We start from the raw sequence: 18,856 nt of genomic DNA, 5'->3' as shown, positions 1-18,856 counted from the left end.
TATTTGTCGATACATGTTGTATAATCTTGCGTGGGAAGCTATCATATAAATGTATAAAACGTTTACTAATATAAGCGAAGGGAAGAATAGCATGTCACATTCAATCGAACAACTTTCTATCAACACGATTCGCACATTATCCATCGATGCGATTGAAAAAGCAAACTCTGGTCACCCAGGAATGCCAATGGGTGCAGCACCAATGGCTTATACATTATGGACTCAATTTATGAAACACAATCCAAATAACCCAACGTGGTTTAACCGTGATCGTTTCGTATTATCTGCAGGTCATGGTTCAATGTTATTATACAGCCTACTTCACCTATCTGGTTATGATGTAACAATGGATGACTTAAAGAACTTCCGTCAATGGGGAAGCAAAACTCCAGGACATCCTGAGTACGGTCATACAGCTGGTGTAGATGCAACGACTGGTCCACTTGGACAAGGTATTGCAACTGCTGTAGGTATGGCAATGGCTGAAAGACATTTAGCTGCTAAATATAACCGTGATGCGTATAATGTAGTAGATCATTATACATACGCTATTTGTGGTGATGGAGATTTAATGGAAGGCGTTTCTGCTGAAGCATCTTCATTAGCTGCTCATTTACAATTAGGTCGCCTTGTTGTGCTTTATGATTCAAACGATATTTCATTAGATGGCGATTTAAATCGTTCATTCTCTGAAAGTGTAGAAGATCGTTACAAAGCATACGGATGGCAAGTAATCCGTGTTGAGGATGGAAACGATATTGAAGCAATCGCGAAAGCAATTGAAGAAGCGAAAGCTGACGAAAAACGCCCAACGCTAATTGAAGTAAGAACGACAATTGGTTTCGGTTCTCCAAACAAATCAGGAAAATCAGCTTCACATGGTTCTCCACTTGGCGTAGAAGAAACAAAATTAACGAAAGAAGCATATGCTTGGACTGCTGAGCAAGACTTCCACGTAGCAGAAGAGGTATACGACAACTTCCGTAAAACAGTACAAGATGTTGGTGAAACTACGCAAGCAGAGTGGAACACTATGCTAGGTGAATATGCACAAGCATACCCAGAATTAGCAAACGAATTCCAAGCAGCAATGAACGGTCAACTTCCAGAAGGTTGGGAGCAAAACTTACCAACTTATGAATTAGGATCAAAAGCAGCAACTCGTAATTCTTCTGGTACTGTAATTAATGCAATTGCAGAGTCTGTACCATCATTCTTCGGTGGATCTGCTGACCTTGCTGGTTCTAACAAAACATACATGAATAACGAAAAAGACTTTACAAGAGACGATTACAGCGGTAAAAACATTTGGTACGGTGTACGTGAGTTCGCAATGGGTGCAGCAATGAACGGTATTGCACTACATGGCGGTTTAAAAACTTACGGTGGTACGTTCTTCGTATTCTCTGATTACTTACGTCCAGCAATTCGCCTTGCAGCATTAATGCAATTGCCAGTAACGTATGTATTCACACATGACAGTATCGCTGTTGGTGAAGATGGTCCAACACATGAACCAATCGAGCAATTAGCAGCGCTTCGTGCAATGCCAAACGTTTCTGTTATCCGTCCAGCTGATGGTAACGAATCTGTTGCAGCTTGGAGACTAGCTTTAGAATCTACAAACAAACCAACTGCTTTAGTATTAACTCGTCAAGACCTTCCAACATTAGAAGGTGCAAAAGATGATACGTATGAAAAAGTAGCAAAAGGTGCATATGTAGTTTCTGCAAGCAAGAAAGAAACGGCTGATGTAATCTTACTTGCAACTGGATCTGAAGTAAGCCTAGCTGTTGAAGCTCAAAAAGCATTAGCAGTAGACGGCGTTGACGCATCTGTTGTCAGCATGCCATCTATGGATCGCTTTGAAGCTCAAACTGCAGAGTACAAAGAATCTGTATTACCAAAAGCAGTAACAAAACGTTTCGCAATCGAAATGGGTGCTACATTCGGATGGCACCGTTACGTAGGTCTTGAAGGAGATGTGTTAGGTATCGATACATTCGGTGCTTCTGCTCCTGGTGAGAAGATTATGGAAGAGTATGGATTTACTGTAGAGAACGTTGTTCGTAAAGTAAAAGAAATGCTTTAATGATTTCAGAAAAATCTCTCCGGCATGGAGAGGTTTTTCTATGTAAATGAGTTTTTTCGACAGAAAAAGTTTTTTATCTCTCCGCAGTCAGACAATCATTGCAAATTTTCTTATATATAATGAAGAGAAAAGGTTGTCCAGATTGGGAGTGGAAAAATGAAAACGTATGAATTGTATTTAATTCAAGAGGATATTGCGAAAGCTTATTTTGGTCGTGAATATTTGTTTTTTGATTTATTTGCTCGATTTTCAGAATCTGGGTCCCTTTCGGAGAAAAAAGTGTTATATAAGCAAATGATGTATATAACGATGCCATTGCAAGTAATGAAAATTCATCATAAATTAGAACAAGCTTTGCGCGTTCTTGGTAAATATGATAGAACACATCATACACATACACTTTATACGGGAGCGGAGTACGGCGAAATAATGGTGAAACCGCACTATATTCGTATGAATACCTCTGGAAATGTCTCTATGGAAACGACTTTCTTTGAGGTGTTAAGAAAGTGTGAATTAACATTTTTAGCTATGGATTATGAAAATACAAAGTACGGATGGCTGAATCCTCTAAAACAAGTACGAACATATGTGTAAAAAATGTCGAATTGTATCTTGTCTTATTGAAAAGGTTTTAGTACACTGTAAGGTAGACAACATGAAGGAGGAAAATATATGCCAATTTGGTTAGGTATTCTAGTGGGCGTAGTAGCACTAGTAGCAGGCGTGGCGTTAGGATTTTTCATTGCCCGCAAATACATGATGAATTACTTACAAAAAAATCCACCAATTAACGAACAAATGTTAAAAATGATGATGATGCAAATGGGACAAAAACCTTCCCAAAAGAAAATCAATCAAATGATGAGCGCTATGAACAAGCAACAAATGAAATAAGCGCTAAAAGACACTCGCCAAGAGTGTCTTTCTTTTTGTTAGTTATAGTTTTTAAAACTTTTAAAAATTCTGTATTTTTGATAAACTGAAAACATCGCTCATTTTAAGGGAGGAGGAAAAAAATGAAAGTGTTTATGAATTTAGGGTGGTTTTTTAAACAAGAAAAACGAGCGTACATAACCGGAATTATTTTATTATTTGGCGTTGCACTTTTAGAACTTGTAGCACCAAAAGTAATTGGAATCGTTGTAGATGAAATTAATGATGGAACATTGACGACCGATAAGTTACTAAATTGGGTTGTACTATTAGTAATTGTAGGTATTACGATGTACATATTACGCTACATATGGCGTATTATGATTTTCGGGTCTTCGTTAAAATTAGCTCGCCAATTACGAAAAAATTTATATGAACATTTTACAAAGATGAGTCCATCTTTCTATCAGTCAAATCGAACAGGTGATTTAATGGCACATGCGACCAATGATATTCAAGCGATTCAGCAAACTGCTGGAGCGGGTGTTTTAACGCTTGTTGACTCATTAGCTGTTGGGGGATGTGTACTCGTAGCGATGGGTTTTACAATTAGTTGGAAGTTAACATTGTTAAGTTTAATTCCGATGCCGATTGTAGCCATTTCGACAAATTATTATGGAACGTTATTACATAAAAGGTTTCATAAAGCACAGCAATCGTTTTCGGAAATTAACGATAAAGTGCAAGAGAGTATGAGTGGAATGAAAGTGATTCGATCGCTTGGACAAGAGAAAGAAGATTTGCAGGCGTTTCGAAAAAAATCAGAAGATGTTGTGCATAAAAATGTGTTAGTTGCACGTATTGATTCGTTATTTGATCCGACAATCGCTCTTATCGTTGGATTTTCTTTTTTAATTGCAGTATGTTACGGATCGGTATTAGTTGTAAGAGGTGAACTAACAGTAGGTGATCTCGTTACATTTACGACATATTTAGGTACCCTCGTTTGGCCAATGTTAGCGTTTGGATGGTTGTTCAATATTATGGAGCGTGGGCGTGCTTCATATGACCGTGTAGACAAAATTCTTTCACAAAAATCAGATGTAGTAAATAGAGAAAATGCTGTACATACAATAGCGAGCGGTAATGTTTCGTTTGCCGTTGATTCATTTTCGTATAAGAAAAATGAATTGTTACATTTAACCGATATTCACTTTGATTTGAAGAAGGGCGAAACGCTAGGAGTTGTAGGACGTACAGGTGCAGGGAAAACGACTTTATTAAAATGTTTAATCCGTGAGTATGATCATTTTAATGGTGAATTAAAAGTTGGGGAGCGAGATATTCGAGATTTAACACTTCATGGTGTCCGTTCTGCTATTTCATACGTGCCGCAAGATCATTTTTTATTTTCAGCAAGTATTGGTGAGAATATTGCCTTTGGAAAGGCGGATGCTACATATAATGAAATTACCCAAGCTGCAGAAATTGCTTGTATTCATAATGACATCCTCCAATTTTCAGAAGGATATGAAACAGTAGTAGGGGAAAGAGGCGTTTCGTTATCTGGTGGTCAAAAACAGCGAATCTCTATTGCTCGTGCTTTATTAACAAATGCTGAAATTTTAATTTTGGATGATTGTTTATCGGCGGTAGATGCAAAAACAGAAGAGACGATTTTAAGTGCCTTAAAGAGGGAAAGAGCAGGGAAAACGACGATTATTACTGCACACCGATTAAGTGCAATTCAGCATGCCAATCTTATTCTTGTTGTTGATGAAGGTAGAATTGTACAAAGAGGTACACATGAGGAATTAATGAAGGAAAACGGCTGGTATAAGGAAATGTATGAAAGCCAGCAATTAGAAGCTTTAGTCGAGAAAGGAGGCGTATGATGGTAGAGAAGAAGCGAAGTGATTTAAGTAGATTGCTTTCTTATATGAAGCCATATAAAGGGTTGCTATCTTTAGCATTTATTTTTTTAGTTGGTGCGACAGTAACGGAAATGATGGGGCCTTTTTTAATTAAACAATTCCTCGATGAACACCTAGTACCGCGGGATTTTGAACGATCAGCACTCGTTACTTTATTTGTAATTTACATAGTTGCTCATTTATTAAAAGTATTATTTACGTATTTAAATCTATTGTACTTTCAGAACATTGCTTTTAAGATTGTTCAAGATATGCGAGTTGAAGTATATGAACATGTTCAAAAGCTGTCATTAAGTTTCTTTGATCGTACGCCAATTGGTACGCTCGTATCTCGTATAACGAATGATACGGAAGCGATTAAAGATTTTTATGTCAGTGTATTATCAACATTTGTGAAAAATGTAGTCTTTTTAGTAGGTATTTTAATAGCGATGTTTTTATTAGATGTAAAATTAGCGCTATTTTCTCTCGTATTAATTCCGATAATGTTCGCGATTATGGTATTATATCGCCGGAAAAGTGCAGCTTTTTATTTAGAAGTACGTAATCAACTAAGCGTGTTAAATGCAAAATTGAACGAGTCCATACAAGGAATGAATATTGTTCAAGTGTTCAGACAAGAAAAACGTATGAGAAAAGAGTTTGAAGAAGTGAATAATAAACATTATAGTGCAGGGCGACGTACTTTGAAGTTAGACGCATTACTTTTACGACCAGCTACGGATTTAGTACATATTGTAGCTATTGCGTTAGTACTAGGTTTATTTGGGATTGATGCTTTAAAGAGCCCTGTTGAAGTAGGAGTTTTATATGCTTTTGTTAACTATATACATCGTTTCTTCCAACCTGTAAATGAGATGATGATGAAATTGTCCTTTTTCCAACAGGCACTTGTTTCGTCATCACGTGTATTTCATTTAATGGACGAGAAAGATTTAGCACCGGTTCAAAAAGGCAATGAGAATCCTCAAGTTGTGGATGGAGATATTGAATTTAAAAATGTTACTTTTTCGTATGATGGAAAGCGTGACGTTTTAAAAAATGTATCATTTCACGTGAAACAAGGGCAAACGGTTGCTTTTGTTGGGCATACTGGTAGCGGAAAAAGTACGATTATGAATTTGTTAATGCGATTTTATAATATTAAGTCAGGAAATATTGTAATAGACGGTGTAGATTTAGAAAAATTTGAAGAACGAGAAATTAGAAAGAAAATAGGACTCGTATTGCAAGATGCATTTTTATTTGCTGGAAATGTAAAGCAAAATATTCGTATGTATAATGAAGAAATTACGGATGAAGAAGTAAAAGAAGCTGCTCGATTTGTGCAGGCGAATACGTTTATTGAAAAGTTACCAGAGCAGTATGAAACAGAAGTAGTAGAAAGAGGTGCAGCATTTTCAAGCGGTCAACGACAATTAATTGCTTTTGCTAGAACGATAGCAACGAATCCGAAAGTATTAGTATTAGATGAAGCAACAGCTAATATCGATACAGAAACAGAAGAGGCTATTCAAACAGCGTTGCAACAAATGCGAAAAGGTAGAACGACGATAGCCATTGCGCATAGGTTATCTACAATTCAAGATGCAGATCAAATTTTTGTGATGCATGATGGAGAGATAGTAGAAAGAGGAACACATCAAGAATTACTAAGTGAGCAAGGTTTGTATTATAATATGTACTTGTTACAAAATAAAGGGAGTTTGCAAAAGGCCTTGTAAATACAAGGTCTTTTTTATTTTGTATACAAAATATATTTACTCTTTGTTTCTATAGCATAAATGTCGTGTCCTCTTATGAAACTTGTACATATTGTATGTATACGAAGTAAAAAAATTGATAGGAGATTTTATATGCAAAACAGATCGAGTTCAAATGTTACGTTTATTGATGTGTCTCATTGGGAAGGGAATATTGATTGGAATGCAGTGAAGGCATCTGGAATTCCAGCAGCGTATGCAAAAGCGACAGAAGGTGTAAATTACATTGATCCTACTTTTACTAAAAATGTACAAGCAGCCCGAAGTGCGAATATATTAATTGGTGCATACCATTTTGCACGCCCAGAACAAAATGATGCAATTTCAGAGGCAAAATATTTTGTGAGTATATTACAAAGTAACCAGACAGACTTAATGCCAGTTCTGGATTTAGAATCACCAACAGATCCGAGTAATAGTAATTTAACTGGTAGCGCTATATCGAATTGGGCAAGAAGCTTCATAAATTATGTGAAACAGGCTACTGGAAAAGATGTAATGTTATATACAGGAGTTTGGTATATTAATGAGTTCGGAATCAGCGGATTAAGTGATATTCCACTTTGGATTGCTAAATACTCGAGTACACCGCCTGCTGATGCTGGTGGATGGACAGCGTGGACAGCATGGCAGTACACAGATTCTGGACAAATTTCAGGTGTAGGAAATTGTGATGTATCAGCTGCAGTTTCACTAGAAGCTTTACAAGGGAATGGAGCAAGTGGTGGAGGGAATGTTTCTCCGCCTAATAATGCAACTCCAGTGTATGGGGTTGCTATAATTAATGGAGATAATGTGAATTTGAGAAGTGGACCATCTTTGCAGTCTAGTGTAATTCGCCAATTGAATCGTGGCGAAACATATGAAGTTTGGGGAGAACAAGATGGATGGCTTTGTTTAGGGACAAATCAGTGGGTATATAATGATCCGAGTTATATTCAGTATAAACATTATGTGGCGACTATTACTGGTGATAATGTAAATTTGCGTGACGCTCCATCATTAAAAGGAAATGTTATAAGACAGTTACATCATGGTGAATCGTATCGAGTATGGAGTAAGCAAGATGGATGGCTTTGCTTAGGGACAAATCAATGGATATACTACGATCCAAGTTATATTCAGTATGGTGTACAATAGAGTAAAAATAAAAGGTGCCCTGTCAGAGGTGCCTTTTATCCCGCATTAACTGGCGGTAAGACCCCCACCTCAAAATTCAGCGGAAGCAAAGAAGTTAGGTGGGGGATCAATTGCCAGTAAACGCCCGATTGGTTCAACTAATAATCAGTGGGGAATGAACAAAACCCCCACTGATTAAAGTTTCACTTTATTAAAAATGTACAACTTTTACAAAGTCTATATCGAAACCATAGTATACTATAGTAGATATATTTATAAAAAATAATAGAAAATGAAATAAAGGGGTAAAAATATGAATTATGTGCTAATAGGTGCGGTTTTAATATTATTAGCTGTAGTATTTGTGCTGTTTTATAAAAATAAACAGTTAGAATCAGAGAGTCAGCAAGTAGAATTTGAAAAGAAACAAGCAATTGAAACGTATGAAAATGAAATTGCAGCTACGGTGATAGAGCATAAAGAACAACAAAATAATTTAAAAAATATGGAACAGAAAAAATACAATGATTTACAAGTAAGTGCAAATAGAGAAATTGAAAATATGCGTATGATGAAAAATCAATTAGCTATACAACATAGTAAAGAACGTAGTGAAATACAAAATAAACATAATAACGAAATACATATGTTTCAAAAATTAATTGCAAATTTACGAGAATATACTAAAAACGGCGCTGAAATGAATACGTACGAAACATTACATTATATGAAGCGAGGATTCATAGAGCAAGGCATCATATTAGATGCTGAAATTGAAATCATGCCGAATGTTTTTATTAAAAATAATAGTGAAATAAACGATAATCGAATCCATCATCTCATCTTGTGCAAAACTGGTATTTATCTACTTGAGACGAAAGAATGGGAAGAGAAATTAATTCATGGTTTAACGAAAGAAAATGCTGGTATATATTCATTTATGATTGATGAAATGGGTAAGTATCAACAAGAAGTTGAAAAAGAAGAGATATTTGAATATATAGTAGGTAAAGACTCGTCAACTATACAAGTGAAAAATGAAGGGAACCCAGTATATAAGGCGAAGAAACTATCTCAAATTTTATACAATTGTTTGAAAGAAATGCAGGCTAATAGTATAAAAGAAAAGGTAAAACCAGTTGTATATTTTTATAATGAAAATGGAAAAGAAATAATAGATCTTTCAAGTGAGGAAACACCTAGATTAAAAGATCGGGAGCAAATTGTAACGTTCTTCAGAAATGAAATCTTAGCAGGGAAAATAGTATATACAGTGCAAGAATTAGAACAGATTCGAGAAATGATTAGCAGGATGAATTATATAGTGAGTTAAAAGGGGAGATCTTTCTGAGCGCTATGTTACGTGGCATTTTGTATGTCTATTTTTGTTTGTATATAGTAATGTACATTCTATTTATATTCGTCATCGATATGATCCATATGCCCTTAAGTGTAAGGAGCATTTTTGTAGTATTCATACCATTTGTTTTATTAGTCATGGTTCAAAGGGCTATTTTATATGTTTCGAAAAATCGTAATGAAGAAAAGAAGCAAATGTCTGGGGTTTTAATAGTAGCACTCATACCATTAATAGTATGCACTGTACAACTAAGTGTAAATGAATATACGTCAAAGTTTAATCAAAATAGATGGTTAAATCATGCAGAGAAACGGGTACATATGGTAGATGATCTATTACAAAAATATAAATTAATAGGGAAATCAAATGAAGAAATTACACAATTGTTAGGAGCTCCAACGGACACGAGAAGTGGGGAAGAAGGAGGTATCACTTTGTATTATCTTGGGACTGAACGTGGCTTTATTCCAATAGATAGCGAACAGCTTGTTTTACAATTTGATAGAGATGGTAAAGTCATGGAATATACGGTGCATAAAGATTAAAGAAACGTAGAGGGAAGCTATATGTTATAGCTTCTTTTTTATTTTTCAATATGTCACGGAAGGGAGAGAAGGTTTTTGAGTGGAATAAGGAATGAAAGCGGAGGTGATGCATATATATAGATGCATTGGGTGATTATTAACCCGATTGATGAGGGTTAATAATCAATAAGGGTGGGCAAAAACCCCACTGATTAAAATTTCACTTTATCATATTGTATAAATGAAAAGGAGGTAAGACGGTGAAAGCAATCCCGACTGATGTCCTGAGTAAAGAATTGATGGAAAGAGAAGGAGTTATATCTATTACAGTAAAGGAATTTGAAAAGATAGAAGTAGCTGGAGTAGTGGTCGCTGGTCCAGCGGTTATTTTGATTAATCAAGATTAAGTACATATCATTGAAATAAAAAGCATCCGTCTAGGATGCTTTTTATTTGTATGTAAGGATAAATATGATGGATAATTGTGTTACTGGAGGGAAAGTCTGTGGCAATTATTATAACAATGTTAGTAATGGGTATTTTATTAGGATTTGTTGGAGCTGGAGGAGCTGGGTTTATTATCGCGATACTCACTTTAGTATTCCAAATTCCTATTCATGTTGCTCTTGCAACATCTTTAACTGCAATGGCATTTACGACATTATCAGGTGTTGTAAGTCATTACCGTGAAGGCAATGTTGCACTTATTATAGGCGGGATTGTTGGGGGATTTGGCGCAATTGGCTCTTATATTGGTTCTAAATTTGGTTCACTTATACCAGCACATCTTCTTCATTGGTTTACAGCTGGGATGTTATTTTTATCGGCAATTTTTATGTTTATTAAATTAATTATGTTCAAAAACAAAGAACAGTCGTCTTTATATAAACATAAAGAGTTTTCCGCGAACTACTTGTTGAAATGTGTATGCCTTGGATTAGTTACTGGAATGATGGCTGGTTCATTTGGGATTGGTTCTGCACCGTTTATTCAACTTGGATTAATGGTTCTATTGGGACTTACGATTCAGCAATCTGTAGGGACAACAATGCTTGTTATATTACCGATTGCAATTGGAGGCGGGCTAGGATATAGTTCGGAAGGATATTTAGATTATATATTGTTATTGCAAGTATTGATTGGGACCATGTTAGGGGCATACATTGGCGCGAAGTTTACAAATTATGCACCGCGAACGCTTTTGAGGTTTTCGATGATTATGACACCGGTTTTAGCTGGATGTATGCTATTGATGGAATAAAGTGAAATTATAATCAGTAGGGGGTTACTGCCTACAAATAGCGGGATAAAATTAATATAGCAAACTATTAATATATTTTACGAATGAATTATATAGGTAATTCATATTTCCCATATAAAAGGATTTGTTTTAATATTATGAGTGTAAAGTTCGAGTATTCGAAGTACTACTTGAATTATATCCCTATCCCTTTTCTAAAAATGCGAACAAGTTTTGCCCTATTCTATTCAATAGTTAATTGCATAGAAATATATTGTTCGATGACCATTATGGAACGTACATAATGGGAAAATCCCGATCCTTAAAGAGGATGCCCCTAATCTTCATGTGAAAATATGATCGGATATGAAAGCTGACCAATTTATGGTCAGCTTTCTTTTTGTTCGAAAATTATTTCTTCTTTAATTTCTGTTTGCAATAATACAGTTTTTCCGAAGCGACGTTTGCATTCCGCGCGCACTTTTTCAAGGGCTAGTAGCTGAGTAGTGGCGGGAACTGTGACAATAGCTTGGCGAGGTTTTCGATTTTCTTCACAAAAGACACATTCCACAACATAATTAGAAATCATATTTTCATCCTTCCAGTTTTAATTTCTAAGAAGGGATTGTCTATGAAGTTGATGTAACTTTTCGTCATTGTTTTATTATTTTCCTCTTTTTTTCAAGGGGAAAATAATAAAGAAGGCGAATTTTAGTAGGGGAGGGATGTTTATGGAGAGATGGATAGGTAGTGCAGCGGTATGTGTAAATGAAAAAAATGAAGTTTTAATGGTATTGCAGGGCAAAGAGGGAGAAGAAAAAAGGTGGTCTGTCCCAAGTGGAGGACTTGAAAAGGGAGAGACACTAGAAGAATGTTGTATCAGGGAAGTTTGGGAAGAAACAGGTTACAATGTGGAAGTTGTAAATAAAATATATGAAAAAGAGGGTATTACATACGGAATTCCAGTGTATGTCCATTATTATTTTGTTAAACAAATAGGCGGTAATATGAAAATCCAAGATCCTGATGAGTTAATACATGAAATTGCTTGGAAAGGGATATATGAAGTTGAACAATTGTGTTTAGCTTTTCCAGAGGATTATGAATTGCTGTGCCAATATATAAATAAAGAAGCAAGTATGTAAATACTTGCTTCTTTAATGTATCCAAGACAAGAAAAGCGGAACGATAACTAAACTAGCGCCTGCTGTTAAAAGCATGGATAAACTTGCAATTGTTCCTTCCACAGGACCGATTTCGAATGCTTTTGATGTACCGGTTCCGTTTGCGCTCGTTCCTAACATAATACCTTTTGCAATTGCTGTTTTAATACGGCAAATACGTATGAGAGAAGGACCGAGCAATGCTCCTGTTAAGGCAGTTAAAACGACAAAGACAGCAGTTAATTGTGACATACCACCAATCATTTCTGAAATAGCCATTGCGATTGGTGTTGTTACGATATGTGGCGCTAAACTATGTTCTAGTGATGAATCAATTTGAAAATAATTTGCTAGTAGTGCTGAAGTAATGACTGATAAAAACGAACCGACAATGACATTAAGTAAGATAGCCATTCCATGTTTCTTTAATAAATCAAAGTATTTATAGATTGGCCATGCAAAAGCAACTGTTGCGGGTTTTAATAATTCAGTTAACCAGTGACCACCAGTTTCGTATGTTTCATAAGGTGTATCTAATCCGAGCAATAAAGCAATTAAAATAATGGGACAGACGAGAAGAGGAGAAAGTAGACTCCAATTCCAGCGTTGATACATTTTTTTTGATAGCCAATATGTGAATAGTGTTAATAGTAAACAAAGAAATCCGATCATTGCGTTGATCCTTTCCGCTTTAGTAGCAATTCTGTTAAAAGTCCTGTAACTAAGGTAACGCAAAGAGTGCTAATCATAATAATTAAAATGAGATCGATTCCATATTGTGTTAGTGTATCTCTGTAACGTATGACAGCGACTGCAGAAGGGATGAAAAATAAAATAAGTTCTTTTAATAAAAAATCTGCTCCGTCCTGTATCCATTCTTTTTTAACTAGGTTAAATTTTAATGAAATTAATAATAAAAAAATACCGATTATACTTCCTGGAACTGGGAGGTGTGCCTGTTTTGCAATCCATTCACCTGTCCAAGCGAAACAAAATAGTAATAAAATTTGTCCGCTTAACTTCCACCATTTCATACAGTAACCCCTCTTTCTTTTTTTACATAAAAATTGTAAAAAAGAATTAACAATTTCTACTATACGTTCATTCAAAATATTTGTCTAATATATAAATTATATGTTATTAATATATTAGACATATTAATTGAAAGTGAAAAGGGTGTCCAAAAATGGAATTACGGCATTTGCAATATTTTGTTGTTGTGGCAGAAGAGTTACACTTTGGACGGGCGGCTGCTCGTTTACAAATGACACAACCACCACTTAGTCAACAAATACAGCAATTAGAAAAAGAAATGGGAGTTACATTATTTTCAAGAACGAAAAGAAAGGTTGAACTAACAGAAGCAGGAGAAATGTTTTTGAAAGAAGTAAAAAAAGCGTTTGAACAAATTGAAAAAGCAGTAGAAGTTGCACAAAGTGCGCAAAGGGGAGAAGTAGGATCACTTTCAATTGGTTTTGTAGGTGCGGCGATATATGATATTTTACCATCAATTGTTAGGGAATATAGAAAGAAATTTCCGAGAGTGTCTGTTGCATTACATGAATTGTCAACACCAGATCAAGTTCATGCACTTCATGATAACCGTATTGATATTGGCTTTTTACGTCCACCAATTCCAACGCAATTATTAGAATTAGAGCCAATTCAAAGGTTATCTTGCACCTTATGTTTACCAAAGGCACATCCGCTTGCAGAGAAAAGTGAAATACATATAGAAGATTTACGAGATGAGCCGTTTGTATTTATTACGAGACCAGTATGGCCAGCTTTGTATGATACAATTTTATCTCTTTGCAGAGAAGTTGGATTTAGTCCGCGTATTGTACAAGAAGCAACAGAGTATCAAACAGTTATGGGGCTTGTAGCAGCAGGGATTGGAATTACAGTAATACCCGTGTCGGCAAATAAGTTATATAAAACAGAAGTTGTATATAAAGAGTTATATGATTCTAATTTTGTTGCAGAAATGTCAGTGGCTTACAAAAAAATGAATAGTAATCCAGAGCTGCTAGAGTTTTTAAAAATTGCAAGAGAGAAGAAAAGAATAGAAGTAGAAGACGAGTAATAGTAGTAACAGAAAATGGATTTAATTCAAATCCATAAAAGTACACCTTATTAAACAATAAAGCGGAAATGCAACTTAAGTTGCATTTCCGCTTTATTGTTCTTTTTTTAGCTCGATACTAAATAGATAAACGTGTTCATTTTCTTTTAAGAGTAGATCAATACCTGTTTCTTCATCAATGATAGGAACGCTTACAGTTTCTTTACTGGTTTGGATTACAGCAGCTAAAGTTGTTTTTTGATTGTATTTTAAATTTTTTATAGATTGGATTGTAGTAGTTGCAGAGCTATTTACGCTTGGTGGCGCTTCTTCAGGAACAAGTGTTGAACCACCTTCAATATTCAGATACCACTGCCTTTTTTCTTGTATATCTTTATCGAATTGGAAATGTGGTGGTAAAAAAGAAAGCTTTACTTTCTTTTTTGAAAAATGTGAGGTAGCTATATTAGCAATTTCTTTTGTTTTTTTACCATTGTTATAATAATCAATTGTAGCATTTATTTCATCTTTATCATTTTTAAGAGTAACGTTATAAAACATGCTATTTCCTTCTGGAAAAGGAGTCATTTGTAAAATAGAAGCTTGCTCTTTTGTTAATTTGTATGGCTCAACAATGGCAACTTCATTGTTTTTTATTTGGCTACAACTTGTGAGTAATAATAAACACAAGATTGATAGTAATTTTATACGCATGCAATCTCCTCCTTTTTACAATTATATTCTAAATATGCTTTTTTTATCATTTCGTTTTCTAGGACTAAAGACTTAGAAGAAATTCCGATTGTAGTGCGATGTTTAAAATGTCATATTTTTATACACTAGTAGTATAGAATGCGTATGTAATAAGGTAGGGGAAGAATTTTATGTCTTTATGTCGGTTAGCGAGAAAAAATATTAGAACATTTGCTACCAAAAGGATGAAGCAATTTATTTGGATTGCTATGAGTACTATGATTTTGTTTTTTATGATATCGTTACAATTTAATGAAGGAGCTATTTTGAAAGTAGGGGATACATTTGTATTTCAAATGTATTTTTACACACTGTTTATTGTACTAATTTTCATATGTATTTTTACTACATATAAAATGATGTACTCCCTTTTGCTAGTGAGGAGAGAGGAGTTTACATCTTATGTAGCAGAAAATATGAAAAGAAAAGAAGTACTATGTTTATTATGTCAGGAGCAATTATTCATTTATGGAGCAGCATTTGTTTTCGGATTAATTAATGGGATGCTATTTTTGAAATTATTCACGGTTATCTTTATGAAAATCGCAGGGATACAAGGAGTAAATAGTGCGCCAATTACAATATATGCAGTTGTAATTATTAGTGTAATTATGATGACTGTCGTTTTAATATCGATGATGCAATGTTATCGATTTGTTCGAAGTTTAAAAGATGAAAATTCGTTGCGGTTTAAAGAAAGGGCATGAGAAATCATGCTTTTTTCTATTTTACACATAAAAATAATCATGTTACAGTGAAAAGACCTGACAAAGAATGGGAAGGAAAGGTTGTATAGAATGACAAATGAACAATCAATTGTAAAAGTCGATCGGTTAACGAAGCGAATCGGCTCAAAGACACTTGTACAAAATATTAGTTTTGAAGTGAAAAAAGGCGAGGTTGTCGGTTTACTCGGACCAAACGGTGCTGGAAAAACGACTTTAATGAGAATGATGGTTGGTATGATCCGTATGACAGAAGGTGAAGTATGGATTGATGGTCAATCTGTGAAACAGCAATTTGAAAAAACCGCTGCGAAAATTGGGGCGGTAATTGAGACACCCGAATTTTATCCTTTTTTGAGCGGGTATGAAAATTTAACATATTTCGGACGAATGAATGGTAATGTGACCGAAGAACGTATCGATGAAGTAGTGAAATTGTTAGGAATGGGACAAGTAATTAATCGTAAAGTAAAAGCATATTCACTTGGCATGAGACAACGTTTAGGAATCGCTCAGGCGCTTATTCACGATCCGGATGTGTTGGTACTAGATGAACCGACGAATGGATTAGACCCTAGTGGAATACATGAAATGAGAATGTACATAAAAAAAATTGCACATGAACAAGGAAAAGCTGTACTTGTATCGAGTCACTTACTTTCAGAAGTTGAATTAATGTGTGACAGAGTTATCATTATTCAGCACGGGGAATATGTGGCTACGCAAAACATTCAGCATAGTCAAAGTGAAGAGATGGAGACGATCCGTATACGTGTAGATGATGCGAATAAAGCAGCGGAAATGTTAGGGCATGATGTTTTAGTAAAAGATAATGAATTAATTATTAACGTAAAAGATGAAGAAATCCCAAATGTTATTCGTACATTGCTTGAGAAAAACATTCAAGTGTATCGTGTATATGAAGAAAGAAAAACGTTAGAAGAGCAATTTTTAGAATTAACAGGGGGAAAAGATATTGTTTAATTTAGTATATAACGAACTGTATAAAATATTTAAGCGGAAGCGAACGATTATTCCATTTGCGGTTATTGCAGTATTAATAATCGGATTAGGGTGGGTTACGGTAAAGTATTTTGAACCGGAAACAAAAGGATGGAAAGTAGATTATACAGAACGTACTGTAGAAATTGAGAAAAAGCTTGGCATGAAAAAAGAAGCTATTTTAGCAGAAAAATCAGGGGATGAGCTTGTAAAAGAATACCAGCTTAAGATGAAGCATTTAGATACGGATACAGCACCGGCAAGCAGTTCTCCACTTTCTTTCATGAGAGATACAGGTTTTATCGTATTTCCAATTTTGCTCCCATTTATCCTCGTGTATGCAAGTACAATTTTTGCAAATGAATATAGCTGGGGAACATATAAATTTTTAACAATCCGTCCGGCGAGTCGATTTAAAATTTTAACAGCAAAGTTTTTAGCAATCGTTATATTTGCAGCTTTATTGTTTATATTTAATATGATTTTCTCCGTTTTATGTGGACTTGTTATTTATAAATTCCAACAGCCTGCATGGAGTGAGTTTATTTTCCAAGATGGAAATATAATAAAACAAAATATTTTTGTGGAAGCAAGTAAATATTATGTTTTATCGTGGTTACCAACGGTTGTGTATGCATCGTTTGCATTTATGATTTCTGTGTTAACGAGATCTAGTGGAGGTGCAATTGGTATTTCACTATTCCTTGCTTTATCAGGCAATATTGCGTTATTAGCAGCCACTAGATATAACTGGGCGAAATATTTATTGCCAGCAAACACAGATTTATATAGTATTTCAAAGAATGGAAGTTTTATTGATGGAGTAACATTCCCGTTTGCATCATGTATGTTACTACTTTATTTGTTCGTATTTTTATGTATTTCATATACTGTGTTTTTAAAACGTGATTTAACTTAATAAGAAAAGCCGTTCAGGGTGCTGAGATGCACTTTGAACGGCTTTTTTTATGAGAATTGTTTAAGTGCTCTTTCGGCTAGTAAAGCAAAGTATTCGGCACTTATAGGCAGTGCCTCTTCATTAATTGTAAAAGCAGGATGATGCCATTCATGTGTACCGCTCGTTCCCATAAAGACGAATGAACCTGGTATTTCCTGTTGGTAAAATGAAAAATCTTCTCCAGCCATTGACGGACTAGGCGAGATGATATTAAGATTCATCTTTGTGGCAACGTGAGTAGATAAGTCTGTAAGAGCTTTATCGTTGTGAACAGCAGGAGGACCTGAAAAAAAACGGAATTCCGTTTTTACACCTAATGCATCAGATACACCTTTAATAATACGCTCCATGAGTGCTGGGATCTTTTCACGTGTTTCAGCTTGGAACGTGCGAATAGTTCCTTCTAACGTAGCTTTTTCAGGAATCACGTTCCACGTATTTCCTGCATGAATATTTGTAACACTAACAACCGCATTATGAGATGAACTTATATTTCGGCTTACAATTGTTTGCAGTGCCATCACAAGTTGAGAGGATGCGACAATAGGATCTACGCCAGCATCTGGTACAGCCGCGTGTGTACCAACTCCGTGAATTTCAATTTCAAATCGATCAACTCCGGCCATCAGTGGACCATCTTTAATGCCAATTGTACCTACTGGTAAATCAGGTTTATTATGCATGCCGAAAATCGCTTGCACATTACGTAAATGTCCAGCATCAATAACTTTGCAAGCGCCATTACTACTTTCTTCAGCTGGTTGGAATATGAAGCGAATCGTTCCATTTAGGGAAGATTCTCTTTCTTTTAATAAGAAAGCAGTACCTAAAATAGCAGCTGTATGAAAATCATGTCCACAAGCATGCATTTTCCCTGGCACTTTAGATGCATAGGACACATGTGTTTCTTCTTGAATAGGAAGGGCATCAATATCAGCACGAACTGCTACAATTGGCCCGTTTTTATTACCAGATACTTCAGCGATAATTCCTGTTTCTAAATTGGAATCAATGATAGTAATGTTTTTTTCTTCTAACCAATTTTTTATTGCTTTTGTTGTTTCGAACTCTTCATATGATAGTTCTGGATACTCATGTAAATGTCGGCGGATGGAAATAAGTTTTTCTTTTAGGTGATTTGAAATAGATACCATGTAGTATGCCTTCTTTCTTAAGCAAAATATTTACCATAAGTATACAACAATAAAAGAGAGGATTCTCAAATGGAAATCCTCTCTCGTTTATCTCATAAAAGCCCGATTGGTTCAACTAATTAAAGTTT

The 18,856-nt window shown here is 35.1% G+C and carries 20 protein-coding genes; 15 read left to right on the top strand and 5 right to left on the bottom strand.

Annotated features, from left to right (window positions below):
• The first annotated feature begins 91 nt into the window (after window positions 1–91).
• The 10 genes from tkt to RT27_RS13885 all read left to right on the top strand — a co-directional run bounded on the left by tkt (window position 92) and on the right by RT27_RS13885 (window position 10,929).
• Window positions 92–2,092, top strand: coding sequence for a transketolase (gene tkt, locus RT27_RS13930; protein ID WP_016080620.1), 2,001 nt, complete (start codon window positions 92–94; stop codon window positions 2,090–2,092).
• A 156-nt stretch (window positions 2,093–2,248) separates the two neighbouring features.
• The gene (gene sirA / locus RT27_RS13925; protein ID WP_000860645.1) at window positions 2,249–2,689 is read left to right on the top strand and encodes a sporulation inhibitor of replication protein SirA; all 441 of its coding nucleotides are present in this window, start codon (window positions 2,249–2,251) and stop codon (window positions 2,687–2,689) included.
• Between the two features lie 78 nt (window positions 2,690–2,767).
• Entirely contained in the window at window positions 2,768–2,989 is a 222-nt protein-coding gene (locus RT27_RS13920; protein ID WP_001123317.1) for a YneF family protein, read from the top strand.
• Window positions 2,990–3,111: 122 nt separating this feature from the next.
• Window positions 3,112–4,863 carry an ABC transporter transmembrane domain-containing protein gene (locus RT27_RS13915; RefSeq protein WP_043936453.1) on the top strand — a complete coding sequence of 584 codons (1,752 nt, stop codon included), beginning with the start codon at window positions 3,112–3,114 and terminating at the stop codon, window positions 4,861–4,863.
• On the top strand, window positions 4,863–6,626 hold the full coding sequence (locus tag RT27_RS13910) for an ABC transporter ATP-binding protein (RefSeq protein ID WP_043936452.1): 1,764 nt from the start codon (window positions 4,863–4,865) through the stop codon (window positions 6,624–6,626). The genes RT27_RS13915 and RT27_RS13910 overlap by 1 nt, the downstream gene beginning before the upstream one ends.
• A 132-nt stretch (window positions 6,627–6,758) precedes the next feature.
• Complete coding sequence (locus RT27_RS13905) at window positions 6,759–7,805, top strand: GH25 family lysozyme (protein WP_029443064.1); 1,047 nt, start codon at window positions 6,759–6,761, stop codon at window positions 7,803–7,805.
• 292 nt (window positions 7,806–8,097) lie between these two features.
• The gene (locus tag RT27_RS13900) at window positions 8,098–9,117 is read left to right on the top strand and encodes an NERD domain-containing protein (RefSeq protein ID WP_043936451.1); all 1,020 of its coding nucleotides are present in this window, start codon (window positions 8,098–8,100) and stop codon (window positions 9,115–9,117) included.
• 23 nt (window positions 9,118–9,140) lie between these two features.
• The gene (locus tag RT27_RS13895) at window positions 9,141–9,689 is read left to right on the top strand and encodes a hypothetical protein (protein WP_043936450.1); all 549 of its coding nucleotides are present in this window, start codon (window positions 9,141–9,143) and stop codon (window positions 9,687–9,689) included.
• A gap of 239 nt (window positions 9,690–9,928) precedes the next feature.
• Window positions 9,929–10,075 (top strand): BC1881 family protein, encoded by a 147-nt coding sequence (locus RT27_RS13890; RefSeq protein WP_000644411.1) that lies wholly within the window; start codon window positions 9,929–9,931, stop codon window positions 10,073–10,075.
• Window positions 10,076–10,173: 98 nt separating this feature from the next.
• The gene (locus RT27_RS13885; RefSeq protein ID WP_016080626.1) at window positions 10,174–10,929 is read left to right on the top strand and encodes a sulfite exporter TauE/SafE family protein; all 756 of its coding nucleotides are present in this window, start codon (window positions 10,174–10,176) and stop codon (window positions 10,927–10,929) included.
• A gap of 367 nt (window positions 10,930–11,296) precedes the next feature.
• On the opposite strand, the gene RT27_RS13880 is transcribed toward RT27_RS13885, so the two are convergent.
• On the bottom strand, window positions 11,297–11,497 hold the full coding sequence (locus tag RT27_RS13880) for a DUF3903 domain-containing protein (protein WP_000625226.1): 201 nt from the start codon (window positions 11,495–11,497) through the stop codon (window positions 11,297–11,299).
• A gap of 142 nt (window positions 11,498–11,639) precedes the next feature.
• Between RT27_RS13880 and RT27_RS13875 the strand changes: the two genes are divergently transcribed.
• Window positions 11,640–12,053, top strand: a complete 414-nt coding sequence (locus tag RT27_RS13875; RefSeq protein WP_000442974.1) for an NUDIX hydrolase — start codon at window positions 11,640–11,642, stop codon at window positions 12,051–12,053.
• Between the two features lie 12 nt (window positions 12,054–12,065).
• Here RT27_RS13875 and RT27_RS13870 read toward each other — a convergent pair whose 3' ends face one another.
• Window positions 12,066–12,743: an LrgB family protein gene (locus tag RT27_RS13870; RefSeq protein WP_016080627.1), complete on the bottom strand. Its 678-nt coding sequence runs from the start codon at window positions 12,741–12,743 to the stop codon at window positions 12,066–12,068.
• Entirely contained in the window at window positions 12,740–13,105 is a 366-nt protein-coding gene (locus tag RT27_RS13865; RefSeq protein WP_000872365.1) for a CidA/LrgA family holin-like protein, read from the bottom strand. Before RT27_RS13865 ends, RT27_RS13870 begins: the two co-directional genes overlap by 4 nt.
• A 152-nt stretch (window positions 13,106–13,257) precedes the next feature.
• On the opposite strand from RT27_RS13865, the gene alsR reads away from it, so the two are divergent.
• Window positions 13,258–14,157, top strand: coding sequence for an acetoin biosynthesis transcriptional regulator AlsR (gene alsR, locus RT27_RS13860; RefSeq protein ID WP_029443059.1), 900 nt, complete (start codon window positions 13,258–13,260; stop codon window positions 14,155–14,157).
• A 93-nt stretch (window positions 14,158–14,250) separates the two neighbouring features.
• Here the strand turns inward: alsR and RT27_RS13855 are convergent, their stop codons facing one another.
• Entirely contained in the window at window positions 14,251–14,850 is a 600-nt protein-coding gene (locus tag RT27_RS13855; protein ID WP_043936449.1) for a hypothetical protein, read from the bottom strand.
• A 170-nt stretch (window positions 14,851–15,020) separates the two neighbouring features.
• Between RT27_RS13855 and RT27_RS13850 the strand changes: the two genes are divergently transcribed.
• The 3 genes from RT27_RS13850 to RT27_RS13840 all read left to right on the top strand — a co-directional run bounded on the left by RT27_RS13850 (window position 15,021) and on the right by RT27_RS13840 (window position 17,535).
• A complete protein-coding gene (locus RT27_RS13850; protein WP_043936448.1) occupies window positions 15,021–15,596 on the top strand; it encodes an FtsX-like permease family protein in 576 nt (191 codons plus the stop codon).
• 90 nt (window positions 15,597–15,686) lie between these two features.
• Entirely contained in the window at window positions 15,687–16,598 is a 912-nt protein-coding gene (locus RT27_RS13845; RefSeq protein ID WP_000180626.1) for an ABC transporter ATP-binding protein, read from the top strand.
• Window positions 16,591–17,535, top strand: coding sequence for an ABC transporter permease subunit (locus tag RT27_RS13840; RefSeq protein WP_000482760.1), 945 nt, complete (start codon window positions 16,591–16,593; stop codon window positions 17,533–17,535). Before RT27_RS13845 ends, RT27_RS13840 begins: the two co-directional genes overlap by 8 nt.
• A 47-nt stretch (window positions 17,536–17,582) precedes the next feature.
• On the opposite strand, the gene RT27_RS13835 is transcribed toward RT27_RS13840, so the two are convergent.
• On the bottom strand, window positions 17,583–18,728 hold the full coding sequence (locus RT27_RS13835; RefSeq protein WP_043936447.1) for a M20 peptidase aminoacylase family protein: 1,146 nt from the start codon (window positions 18,726–18,728) through the stop codon (window positions 17,583–17,585).
• Between the last annotated feature and the right edge of the window lie 128 nt (window positions 18,729–18,856).

This window comes from Bacillus sp. L_1B0_5, assembly GCF_000836715.1.
Lineage (GTDB): Bacteria > Bacillota > Bacilli > Bacillales > Bacillaceae_G > Bacillus_A > Bacillus_A thuringiensis_S.
This window is presented reverse-complemented; position numbering and strand designations above follow the sequence as displayed.

Coding starts and splice junctions, on each gene's coding strand:
- tkt (WP_016080620.1), top strand. CDS start 92: ATGTCACATTCAATCGAACAACTTTCTATCAACACGATTCGCACATTA.
- RT27_RS13865 (WP_000872365.1), bottom strand. CDS start 13,105: ATGAAATGGTGGAAGTTAAGCGGACAAATTTTATTACTATTTTGTTTC.
- sirA (WP_000860645.1), top strand. CDS start 2,249: ATGAAAACGTATGAATTGTATTTAATTCAAGAGGATATTGCGAAAGCT.
- RT27_RS13855 (WP_043936449.1), bottom strand. CDS start 14,850: ATGCGTATAAAATTACTATCAATCTTGTGTTTATTATTACTCACAAGT.
- RT27_RS13920 (WP_001123317.1), top strand. CDS start 2,768: ATGCCAATTTGGTTAGGTATTCTAGTGGGCGTAGTAGCACTAGTAGCA.
- RT27_RS13915 (WP_043936453.1), top strand. CDS start 3,112: ATGAAAGTGTTTATGAATTTAGGGTGGTTTTTTAAACAAGAAAAACGA.
- RT27_RS13845 (WP_000180626.1), top strand. CDS start 15,687: ATGACAAATGAACAATCAATTGTAAAAGTCGATCGGTTAACGAAGCGA.
- RT27_RS13910 (WP_043936452.1), top strand. CDS start 4,863: ATGGTAGAGAAGAAGCGAAGTGATTTAAGTAGATTGCTTTCTTATATG.
- RT27_RS13905 (WP_029443064.1), top strand. CDS start 6,759: ATGCAAAACAGATCGAGTTCAAATGTTACGTTTATTGATGTGTCTCAT.
- RT27_RS13850 (WP_043936448.1), top strand. CDS start 15,021: ATGTCTTTATGTCGGTTAGCGAGAAAAAATATTAGAACATTTGCTACC.
- RT27_RS13900 (WP_043936451.1), top strand. CDS start 8,098: ATGAATTATGTGCTAATAGGTGCGGTTTTAATATTATTAGCTGTAGTA.
- RT27_RS13835 (WP_043936447.1), bottom strand. CDS start 18,728: ATGGTATCTATTTCAAATCACCTAAAAGAAAAACTTATTTCCATCCGC.
- RT27_RS13870 (WP_016080627.1), bottom strand. CDS start 12,743: ATGATCGGATTTCTTTGTTTACTATTAACACTATTCACATATTGGCTA.
- RT27_RS13880 (WP_000625226.1), bottom strand. CDS start 11,497: ATGATTTCTAATTATGTTGTGGAATGTGTCTTTTGTGAAGAAAATCGA.
- RT27_RS13895 (WP_043936450.1), top strand. CDS start 9,141: ATGTTACGTGGCATTTTGTATGTCTATTTTTGTTTGTATATAGTAATG.
- alsR (WP_029443059.1), top strand. CDS start 13,258: ATGGAATTACGGCATTTGCAATATTTTGTTGTTGTGGCAGAAGAGTTA.
- RT27_RS13875 (WP_000442974.1), top strand. CDS start 11,640: ATGGAGAGATGGATAGGTAGTGCAGCGGTATGTGTAAATGAAAAAAAT.